Genomic DNA, 9,624 nt, shown 5'->3' with positions numbered 1-9,624 from the left:
GCTCGCTGGTCGTCGTCGCAGCCTTGCGACGATGAACCACATCGCCGCTGCGACTGCTCCTAGCCAGCAAACGGGAACAGGCAATCCTCATAGGTCGGGATCACTGCAGGTTGGTATTACCTCTTCGCGAATTCGCCCTGCGCCCGCAGTGAGGTGATCACGCCGGTGCAGATCAGAAATTGACCGAAGTAGTAAAGCGGCCAGATCAGCAGGCCGGGGATTGCGTTGTCGGCCAGCGACCCCATACCCGCGAATATCAGCAGATCGGAGGCGACGAACATCATCGCGCCAATCCCCACACGGTAGCGCGGAAAACTGCTCAGCCACGCAGCAGCCGCCATCCCACCAAGGCTAAGAGCATAGAGCGCCACCTCCGGCCTTCCGGTCAGTTGATAGGAAATCAACGGCACCGCGATCAGCGTGGTAACCGCTGCCACCTTCTGGCTTCCTGACGACTGCGTCCGCCGGAACTTCACGTAAAGCGAAACGGCGGCAAGGTGGCCGAGCAGGAATGCGATTGCGCCGCCTGTGAAGTTCACTTCGAGAACCATGTCGCCCAGAGCGCCCAAGGCCATGACCAGCGCGATCAGATGCGCGTTACGCGATGGATGATGCGCCCACGCATATGCCGCCAGCAGGGCCACCCCTGCACCTTTCCAGAGAATCAACCACAGCCCCGGCACATGGCCCTTGGCCGCCAGCCAATAGCTGACACCGGCAAGAAGGCTTGCCACCAACCACGGCCGCTTCTCGATCAACGCACGCTTCGGCACTGGTCCCCTTCCCTCATGTTATCCAGACGGTCTTGCCGCAGCGGCACGGCAATGCCAAGGGCAAGCCCATGACGCATCAGGTTCATATCATCGGCGGCGGCATGGCCGGAAGCGAAGCTGCCTGGCAATTGGCGCGGCGCGGGATTCACGTGCGGCTGTCAGAAATGCGCGGAGGCGGCGATAGGACACCTGCCCACAATGGCGATGGTCTGGCCGAACTGGTCTGCTCCAATTCCTTCCGTTCCGACGACGACGAAAAGAACGCGGTCGGCCTGCTGCACTACGAAATGCGCCAGTGCGACAGCCTGCTTATGGCCGCAGCCGCAAAGGCACGCGTACCGGCCGGTTCAGCGCTTGCCGTTGATCGTGACGTCTTTTCCGCCGAGGTCGAGGCCGCCTTGCGGGCACAGCCTACGCTGGAACTGGTGCGTGAGCGGGTAGACGTTCTGCCGTCCGATGGACTGACCATCATCGCCACCGGTCCGCTTACTGCCCCATCGCTGGCAACGAATATCGGCGCTGCCACGGGGGCTGATAGTCTGGCCTTTTTCGATGCCATCGCGCCCATCGTCTATCGCGAATCCATCGATATGGAGGTGGCATGGATGGCTTCGCGCTGGGACAAGGGCGCGGAAGCGTCGCTGGCGATGGGCGGCGATGGACGCGACTACATCAACTGCCCGATGACGAAAGACCAGTACCTCGCTTTCCGCGAGGAACTACTGGCGGGCGACAAGACCGAGTTCAAGGAATGGGAGGCCAACACTCCCTATTTCGATGGCTGTATGCCGGTCGAAGTCATGGCTGCGCGGGGCGTGGAAACCCTGCGGTTCGGACCGATGAAGCCGGTTGGCCTCGACAATCCGCACTGGGCGACCGAAGAACACCCCAATGGGCGCTGGCCCTATGCCGTGGTGCAGCTGCGGCAGGATAACAAGCTTGGCACGTTGTGGAACATGGTCGGCTTCCAGACCAAGCTGAAACATGCCGAACAGGTGCGCGTTTTCCGCACTATACCGGGGCTGGAGCAGGCCGAATTCGCGCGGCTTGGCGGGTTGCACCGCAACACCTTCCTCAATTCGCCGACACTGCTCGATCGCCAGTTGCGCCTGAAATCGTCACCGCACATTCGCTTTGCCGGACAAATAACAGGGTGCGAAGGTTACGTCGAAAGTGGCTCGGTCGGGATGCTGGCTGGCCTTATGGCTGCTGCGCAGATCGCAGGCCGCACATGGACGGAACCGCCGCGGACCACAGCGCTGGGCGCACTGCTTTCGCATATCACCGGCGATGCCGAAGCGGAAAGCTATCAGCCGATGAACGTCAACTTCGGCCTTTTCCCGCCCCTGCACGATGTGAAGAAGAAGGCGCGCAAGGAGGCCTATACCGAACGCGCCAAGAGCGATCTGGTGGGGTGGCTGGGAACGCTGGCCTGATCGCTATTTGCAGGCGCACTTCTGCTTGGGTTTTGGCCGCTCCTTGGGGCGTGTTGTCGCAAATTCCTCGCGGGTAAGGAAAAGGTCGGCGTTCCCGTCAGCCCCCTTGAATTTGTCGACGGTAGTGTGCGCCCATTCGTCGAAGGTCAGAAGATTGTTTCCGTCCTTGTCGAGCTTGCGAAAATCGCGGGCGCGGCCGCTGAGCATTTCGGTGCGGCTGATCCGGTTGTCGCGATCCTTGTCCACGAGATTGAAGCGGCGCGTTTCACGCCCAATGGTCGTCGCTTCCGGCGGAGCAACGCCCATCATGCCATCGGCATCAGCGCTGGGCAGGTCTTCGGGTTCGGCTTCAGGCGCTTCGGCCACGGGAAGCGCGGGTGCTTCACCGCCGAACCCCGTCTCGGCACGCCCTTGCCACCAGAATATCCCGGCAGCAACCAGCATCAGCGCGGCCAAGCCGCCGAGCAACCCTCGAATCATCGTATTTTGCGCTCCATTGCGGAGGCAAAGTTAATCGGGAGTGGGGCGTATCCGCAGGGTGAGATGCTACCGCTTTGGCAGGACTTGCACTTTTAGCGTCCCAGCAGGCCCGCCCGCATCACCCGCACAAGATCGGCAAAGGGCGTGGGTTTCCCTCCGCGCACCTCACGCACGGCAAAAGCGCGCAGCACGGCAAGCGGACGCATGGCGCGGGGCACAGGCGTTGGCAGAGGCGATGCGGTCTGCGGATTATCAATATCATTCACCGCAGAGCGCACTACTTCAGGTGAACCGGCGCCCAGCAGCTCAGCCAGCGCGACATAGCTGGCCACTCTCGCCGCAGCCAGTTCACGCCCCTCATCCTCACCCACAATGCTTGCTTCCCACCCATCGACCAGCGCCGACAGGCACCGATGTTCCCCGCGCCATGCCTTGAGGTGTGCAAAGGCTGGTTCGCTGACAGGCCAGTGTTCCGCATCCTCCGCCAGCCTGTCACGCCACCACGCCAAGCGCAGTTGAATCATCATCGGGTCGCGCCCCGGTCGTGCCGCATCTGCCAATTTGCGCTCCAGCAACAGCAAGGCGTACCAGGCAGGGCGCGCGGCCTTTGGTGCATAGGCAAGCGCAATACGGTGCCTTGGGTCGAGATCATCAACCAGCGGCTGATCGTGCTCGTGCATTCGTTTCTTGCCTCGCTTAACCGAATTCCGAACACGCCCCTACTCGATAGGCAGGCAGGTTGAAATCACCGCGAGCTGTCGTGCGTTGGGGATTTTGCGGTGCGAATGATCGGCCAGCAAGGTTAAGCGATCACCGTGCAACCTTTGCGTTGAATTAAGTATCTTTCACTATGAGGGCCACATGTTTCGTGCGGATATGCCCCTCTTACGCCGTGTTGTGCCTGCGCGCGCCGTGCTGCAACGCGCACTGCGGGCTTTTGCTGATCTGGCGCAGGACACCAGTGGCAACGCGCTGATGATTCTGGGTTTTTCGATCGTTCCCCTACTCGCCTTGGTCGGGTCGAGCATTGACATGGGGCGGGCCTATCTCGTCGAGTCGCGACTCCAGCAAGCCTGTGACGCCGGTGTCTTGGGCGCACGTAAAGAATTGGGGGCAATCAGCAATTTTGACGCTGATGAAGATGGTGCGATCATCGTCACCAAAGGTAACCGCTTCTTCAACGCAAACTTCGCCGACGGCATCTACAATTCCATCGATCGGCAGTTTTCGATGGCAATTGGCGAAGCCAATTCGATCGAGGGTGTGGCATCGGTAGTACTGCCGACAGACATCATGCATTTCTTTGGCAAGGATCAGATCGAAATATCGGTTTCTTGCAAGGCCGAACTGACGGTGCCCAACACCGATATCATCATGGCGCTCGACGTCACCGGGTCGATGGCAGAAAGCAACCCGGACGATACGACGCCAAAGATATCTGTCCTCAAAGCCGTGGTGAAAGACTTCTACACCACGATGGAAAGCACTCGCCAACCCGAAAGTCGGATACGCTTTGGCTTTGTCCCCTATTCGACCAATGTAAATGTTGGAGGATTGCTCAAGGACGACTGGATGGTTTCGGAGTGGGACTATCCATCCCGGACGCTTGTCGGCGGAAAGAACGCCGGTGCCCTGTACGGATATTACAGCGCAGTATCGCCAGTTTCAGGAACCTACTACACGCGCACATCCACATCTGCCGCAACATCCAACGGGTTTGGTGGTTTCACCTGCACCAAGCCTGCCAACACGATGACCACCGGTACGGCATTGCAATCAACCACGACTGAAGCGGTAACCGACCCTGATGGTACGCGTACCATCTACACCTATATGCGCACGCGCAACGGTGACGTCTATTCGGTAAGCCTTGCAGGCAGCACCTGCACCCTTTCGACGACCACCTACGCGAACTATGTAGACACCTATCGCTACATAACCGAACCGACCGTCGGCAGTGGCACCTCATGGCTCTACAAGGATGTCAGGCGCGATACGACCGATTGGCGCACTGCTTCTAACGGGTGCATCGAAGAGCGTGAAACCTACCAGATTGATGATTTCGACAACGTAGACCTCGGTCGCGCGAAGGATCTGGACATCGATCTCGTCCCCACCGCAGGCGATCCAGATACGCAATGGCGGCCGATGTACCCCTCGATCATCTACGAACGCGCCCGGTTGTGGAATGGCACTGGCAACTTCATGACTTCCGCCGTCAGTACAAATGACGAATATCTGGCGCCGGGCGTGGCCGGTTTTGCTGCCTGCCCTACCCCCGCACGCAAGCTGCAGGTGTGGGCGCAAGCAGATTATGATGCTTATATCGACGGCTTGGTCGCCGCAGGAAGCACCTATCACGATATCGGCATGATCTGGGCCGCCCGGCTGCTGTCCCCCACGGGCATCTTCGCAGCCGACAACGTCGATGTTTCGGCCCGGCAGCGGACGAGCAGACACCTGATCTTCCTGACCGATGGCCAGACCTCATCACTTGATATCAGCTACGCTTCCTATGGCGTGGAACCTCTTTCGCAGCGCCGATGGAGCCCCACTTCCTCACTTACCCTGACGCAGACGATCGAAAAGCGGTTCTCGTTCGTTTGCGAGCAGGCCAAGAAGAAAAACTTCAAGGTGTGGTTCGTGGCCTTTGGCACCGAACTCAACCCGATCATGACCAATTGCGCAGGTGAAGGATACTATTTCCGGGCGAACAATGCCGCAGAACTGGACGACGCCTTCAAGAAGATCGCCAAGTCGATCGGTGATCTGAGGTTGGCGTTGTGACCCTTTGCAGGACACTCCAAGCCCTCACGCGGTCCAATGATGGCGCGACCGTGGTCGAGTTCGCGCTGATATCCCCTACTCTCGCGCTGGTTCTCATGGGCCTGTTCGACATGGGATATACGGTCTACGCCAACACGATGCTGCAAGGCGCATTGCAGCGAGCTGCCCGCGCATCGACCGTCGAAGGCGCCGTCATGCTTGTCGGTTCGATCGACGACATGATCAGGCAAGAGGTGGTGGAAGTGGTTCCCGATGCCACACTGACTTTTTCGCGCAAAGCCTATGCGAACTTTTCGGATGTGGGTGTGGCGGAAGATTTTACGGACGCAAACACCAACGGGGTGTGTGACGATGGCGAGGCCTATGAAGACGCCAACGGCAACGGCACCTGGGATCAGGATCGCGGCACCGCAGGATTGGGCGGCGCCCGCGACGCGGTGCTTTACACCGTTTCCATGCGGTATTCCCGCAAGTTTCCAATGGCATCGCTGATAGGCTTACCCGAAACGGTGACGAACACCGCATCGACTGTTTTGCGCAACCAACCCTACGACTTGCAGAAAAGCGTCGCCAAAGTGGGGAACTGCACGTGAAGCGCATGTCTGTCTTGAAGCGGCTTGCGCGTGCGCGGTCCGGCGTTGCGGCTGTTGAAATGGCACTGGGCCTGCCCGTGGTCCTGATGCTGGGCATGTGGGGCGCGGAATTGGGCAGCCTGGCGATCACGCATATGCGTGTCAGCCAGCTTGCAATGCAGATTGCCGACAATGGTTCACGAATCGGCGATGTTTCGATGCTCGAATCGCTCAAGATCTATGAGAGCGACATCAATGACATTCTTTCTGGCGCGAACGTGCAGTCGGGCAACCTTGATCTGTTCGAACACGGGCGCGTCGTGATCAGCAGCCTCGAAGTCGTACCATCCACCGCAGACACCCAATACATCCACTGGCAGCGCTGCAAGGGAAAGCGTGACTATCAATCAACCTATGGCCCTGAAGGCACCGGCACCGACGGTTCGCTGGGCGGCATGGGACCAGCGGGCGAGGAAGTTACCGCCGCCAAGGATGATGCGGTGATCTTCGTCGAGATCGAATATGCCTATCAACCGCTGATCAGCGACACCTTCGTGGGCGACCCGGTGATCCGCACGACAGCGACGTTCAACGTGCGTGACGACCGCGACCTCAGCCAGATTTATCAACGAAATGCCGTTTCGCCCGATCCCGTGGCGCGGTGCAATGTGTACGACGGCATTTCCTGAACTCATCGCACAGGCAAAAAGGGGGCAGCGGTATGACCGCTACCCCCTTCTCATTGTCAGGCTAAACCCCTGTAAAGGTCAGCGATAGCAGACCTTATGCACGGCTTCTGCAATCTTATCCGCATTGATCAGCGCGGCCTTTTCCAGATTGGCCGCATAAGGCAGCGGCACGTCCTCGTTGCACACGCGAACCACTGGGGCGTCGAGATGATCGAAGCCTTCTTCCATCGCGATGGCAATGATTTCCGACGCGATGGAGCAGACCGGGAAGCCTTCTTCGGCTACGACCATGCGATTGGTCTTGGCGAGTGAGGCAAGCACGGTGTCCTTGTCCAGCGGACGCAGCGTGCGCAGATCGATCACTTCGGCATCGATGCCCTCGTCCGCCAGCTTTGCCGCTGCTTCAAGCGCGAAGCCAACGCCGATGGAATAGGACACGATGGTTACGTCCTTGCCGGGACGGACAATGCGTGCCTTGCCGATGGGCAGGACGAAATCATCCATCTGCGGCACATCGAACGTGCGGCCATAGACGAGTTCGTTTTCGAGGAAGACAACCGGATCTTCGCTACGGATTGCCGCGCGAAGCAGGCCCTTGGCATCGGCGCTGTCATAAGGTGCGATGACGACGAGGCCGGGCACGGCAGCATACCAAGGTCCGTAGTTCTGCGAGTGCTGCGCACCCACACGGCTCGCCGCACCGTTCGGCCCACGGAACACGATCGGGCAGCGCATCTGGCCGCCAGACATGTAGTTGGTCTTGGCCGCCGAGTTGATGATGTGGTCAATCGCCTGCATGGCGAAGTTGAACGTCATGAACTCGATCACCGGACGCAAGCCACCCATCGCCGCGCCCGCGCCGATACCGGCAAAGCCATATTCGGTGATTGGCGTATCGATCACGCGCTCCGGCCCGAACTCTTCGAGAAGCCCCTGCGTAACCTTGTAAGCGCCCTGGTATTCGGCAACTTCCTCGCCCATGACAAAAACGCGGTCATCAGCCCGCATTTCCTCGGCCATCGCATCACGCAACGCTTCGCGCACGGTCGTGGGCACCATCGTGGTGCCTGCGGGCAGTTCGGGATCGGCGGCCGGCTTGGCATCGCTCTTCGGTGCAATCGCCGCTGCAGCCTTGGCCTTTGCGTCCTGCACGGCGACGGGAGCCGCGCTCTCAGGTGCCTTCTGTTCTACTGCTGGTGCAGCCGAATCGTCATCGCCAGCAATCGTGGCGATGACCGTGCCGACCTTTACGCCTTCGGTGCCTTCGGCAACGAGAATTGCGGCGATCACGCCTTCGTCCACGGCTTCGAATTCCATCGTCGCCTTGTCGGTTTCGATCTCGGCCAGAATGTCGCCGGATTTCACCTCGTCACCGGCCTTGACCAGCCACTTGGCCAGCGTGCCCTCTTCCATCGTCGGGGAGAGCGCGGGCATTTTCAGTTCGATCGCCATCTCAATAGGTCTCCACCAGCACATCGGTATAGAGATCGGTCATATCCGGCTCGGGCGAGGTTTCAGCAAAATCGGCCGATTCCGCCACGGTCTGGCGAATGCGCTTGTCGATTTCCTTGATCTTCTCTTCGGTCACGCCGCGCTTCAGCAGTTCGGCCTTGGCACCCTCGATCGGATCGTGATTGTCGCGCATGTCCTGCACTTCTTCACGGCTGCGGTATTTCGCCGGGTCAGACATCGAGTGGCCGCGATAGCGATAGGTCTTCAGCTCCATCAGAACCGGACCATTGCCCGCACGCACGTATTCCAGCGCCACTTCGGCAGCCTGGCGCACTTCGAGCACGTCCATGCCATTCACGTCCATGCCCGGAATGCGGAACGCGGTGCCGCGACGATAGAAATGCGTTTCAGCCGACCCGCGCTTTACCGCCGTGCCCATTGCGTAGCCGTTGTTCTCGACCACGAAGATGATCGGCAGCTTCCACAGCGCGGCCATATTGAAGGTTTCGTAGACTTGGCCCTGATTCGCAGCGCCATCACCGAAATAGGCCATGCACACGCCACCATCGCCGCGATACTTGTGCGCGAAGGCAAGGCCTGCGCCCAGCGGGACTTGCGCCCCCACGATGCCGTGACCGCCGTAGAATTTGTGCTCGGTGCTGAACATGTGCATCGAACCGCCCTTGCCGCGCGAAATACCCGCGCCGCGTCCGGTCAATTCGGCCATGATCACCTTTGGATCGATGCCGTAAGCCAGCATGTGCCCGTGATCGCGGTAGCCCGTGATCACGCTGTCGTGCCCTTCCTTGAGCGCCGACTGCAGGCCGACCGCGACAGCTTCCTGACCGATGTAGAGGTGGCAGAAACCGCCGATCAGGCCGAGGCCATAGAGTTGCCCCGCCTTTTCCTCGAAGCGGCGAATCAGCACCATCTGCTCGTAGAACTTCAGCAGTTCCTCGTCGCTGGCATCAAACCGCCGGTTGTTGGCGTGAGCCTGCTGTAGGCTGCGCAGCGCAAAGGCAGCTTCTTCAGCAACCGAGGATGCGATTACCGGTTCCGCAGCCGCCTTGGCAGCGCGGGGACTTGCCGGTTTCGCGGGGGTCTTTGTGGCGGGTTTGGCGGCACTGGGCCTGGCGGGTTTGGCCAAGTCTGGGGTTCCTTTTATGGCAGCCTCACATTCCGTAACGTCCGAAATGCTTGGCGAGCCTATACCTTAGTAGGAGCCATGCGCAACGCCGTTCGCTGGAAACGAACCTTTCGTGGATACCTATGCAAAATTCGCGTGCCAATTTGGTTATCTGTTCGCGAGCGCAGCGAAAGTGATGCTGACTGCGCAATAAAAAAGCCCGCCAGAGGCGAGCTTTGCAACGAGTAGTATGATTGGCGCACCCGGAACGATTCGAACGTCCGACCCTCAGATTCGTAGTCTGATGCT

9 protein-coding genes are annotated in these 9,624 nt (G+C 59.7%); 4 read left to right on the top strand and 5 right to left on the bottom strand.

Features of this window, described 5'->3' with window-relative positions:
• Positions 1 to 116: 116 nt before the first annotated feature.
• Entirely contained in the window at positions 117 to 773 is a 657-nt protein-coding gene (locus ACOVQ0_RS08210; RefSeq protein WP_421882694.1) for a lysoplasmalogenase family protein, read from the bottom strand.
• A 68-nt stretch (positions 774 to 841) separates the two neighbouring features.
• Between ACOVQ0_RS08210 and trmFO the strand changes: the two genes are divergently transcribed.
• The gene (gene trmFO / locus ACOVQ0_RS08205) at positions 842 to 2,209 is read left to right on the top strand and encodes a methylenetetrahydrofolate--tRNA-(uracil(54)-C(5))-methyltransferase (FADH(2)-oxidizing) TrmFO (RefSeq protein ID WP_421882691.1); all 1,368 of its coding nucleotides are present in this window, start codon (positions 842 to 844) and stop codon (positions 2,207 to 2,209) included.
• A 3-nt stretch (positions 2,210 to 2,212) separates the two neighbouring features.
• Here the strand turns inward: trmFO and ACOVQ0_RS08200 are convergent, their stop codons facing one another.
• Together ACOVQ0_RS08200 and ACOVQ0_RS08195 are read right to left on the bottom strand one after the other, a co-directional pair.
• On the bottom strand, positions 2,213 to 2,689 hold the full coding sequence (locus ACOVQ0_RS08200) for a hypothetical protein (protein WP_421882688.1): 477 nt from the start codon (positions 2,687 to 2,689) through the stop codon (positions 2,213 to 2,215).
• A 92-nt stretch (positions 2,690 to 2,781) separates the two neighbouring features.
• Complete coding sequence (locus tag ACOVQ0_RS08195) at positions 2,782 to 3,369, bottom strand: hypothetical protein (protein ID WP_421882686.1); 588 nt, start codon at positions 3,367 to 3,369, stop codon at positions 2,782 to 2,784.
• A gap of 181 nt (positions 3,370 to 3,550) precedes the next feature.
• On the opposite strand from ACOVQ0_RS08195, the gene ACOVQ0_RS08190 reads away from it, so the two are divergent.
• Genes ACOVQ0_RS08190 through ACOVQ0_RS08180 form a run of 3 tightly spaced genes read left to right on the top strand, consistent with a single transcriptional unit; the run spans position 3,551 to position 6,737 of the window.
• Positions 3,551 to 5,476, top strand: a complete 1,926-nt coding sequence (locus ACOVQ0_RS08190) for a pilus assembly protein TadG-related protein (RefSeq protein ID WP_421882683.1) — start codon at positions 3,551 to 3,553, stop codon at positions 5,474 to 5,476.
• Positions 5,477 to 5,526: 50 nt separating this feature from the next.
• Positions 5,527 to 6,069 (top strand): TadE/TadG family type IV pilus assembly protein, encoded by a 543-nt coding sequence (locus ACOVQ0_RS08185; protein ID WP_421882679.1) that lies wholly within the window; start codon positions 5,527 to 5,529, stop codon positions 6,067 to 6,069.
• 5 nt (positions 6,070 to 6,074) lie between these two features.
• Complete coding sequence (locus tag ACOVQ0_RS08180) at positions 6,075 to 6,737, top strand: TadE/TadG family type IV pilus assembly protein (protein WP_421882697.1); 663 nt, start codon at positions 6,075 to 6,077, stop codon at positions 6,735 to 6,737.
• A gap of 78 nt (positions 6,738 to 6,815) precedes the next feature.
• Here the strand turns inward: ACOVQ0_RS08180 and ACOVQ0_RS08175 are convergent, their stop codons facing one another.
• Together ACOVQ0_RS08175 and pdhA are read right to left on the bottom strand one after the other, a co-directional pair.
• Entirely contained in the window at positions 6,816 to 8,189 is a 1,374-nt protein-coding gene (locus ACOVQ0_RS08175; RefSeq protein ID WP_421882675.1) for a pyruvate dehydrogenase complex E1 component subunit beta, read from the bottom strand.
• Position 8,190: 1 nt separating this feature from the next.
• Entirely contained in the window at positions 8,191 to 9,336 is a 1,146-nt protein-coding gene (gene pdhA, locus ACOVQ0_RS08170; protein ID WP_421882672.1) for a pyruvate dehydrogenase (acetyl-transferring) E1 component subunit alpha, read from the bottom strand.
• Positions 9,337 to 9,624: the final 288 nt, after the last annotated feature.

Source organism: Novosphingobium sp. (assembly GCF_049240505.1).
Taxonomy (GTDB): Bacteria; Pseudomonadota; Alphaproteobacteria; order Sphingomonadales; family Sphingomonadaceae; genus Novosphingobium.
The sequence above is the reverse complement of the archived record's forward strand: the minus strand, read 5'-3'. Positions and strand labels throughout refer to the sequence as shown.

Bases quoted from the DNA above. Each gene is read 5' to 3' on its own strand.
- trmFO (WP_421882691.1), top strand. From the start codon at position 842: ATGACGCATCAGGTTCATATCATCGGCGGCGGCATGGCCGGAAGCGAA.
- ACOVQ0_RS08200 (WP_421882688.1), bottom strand. From the start codon at position 2,689: ATGATTCGAGGGTTGCTCGGCGGCTTGGCCGCGCTGATGCTGGTTGCT.
- ACOVQ0_RS08195 (WP_421882686.1), bottom strand. From the start codon at position 3,369: ATGCACGAGCACGATCAGCCGCTGGTTGATGATCTCGACCCAAGGCAC.
- ACOVQ0_RS08190 (WP_421882683.1), top strand. From the start codon at position 3,551: ATGTTTCGTGCGGATATGCCCCTCTTACGCCGTGTTGTGCCTGCGCGC.
- ACOVQ0_RS08180 (WP_421882697.1), top strand. From the start codon at position 6,075: ATGTCTGTCTTGAAGCGGCTTGCGCGTGCGCGGTCCGGCGTTGCGGCT.
- ACOVQ0_RS08175 (WP_421882675.1), bottom strand. From the start codon at position 8,189: ATGGCGATCGAACTGAAAATGCCCGCGCTCTCCCCGACGATGGAAGAG.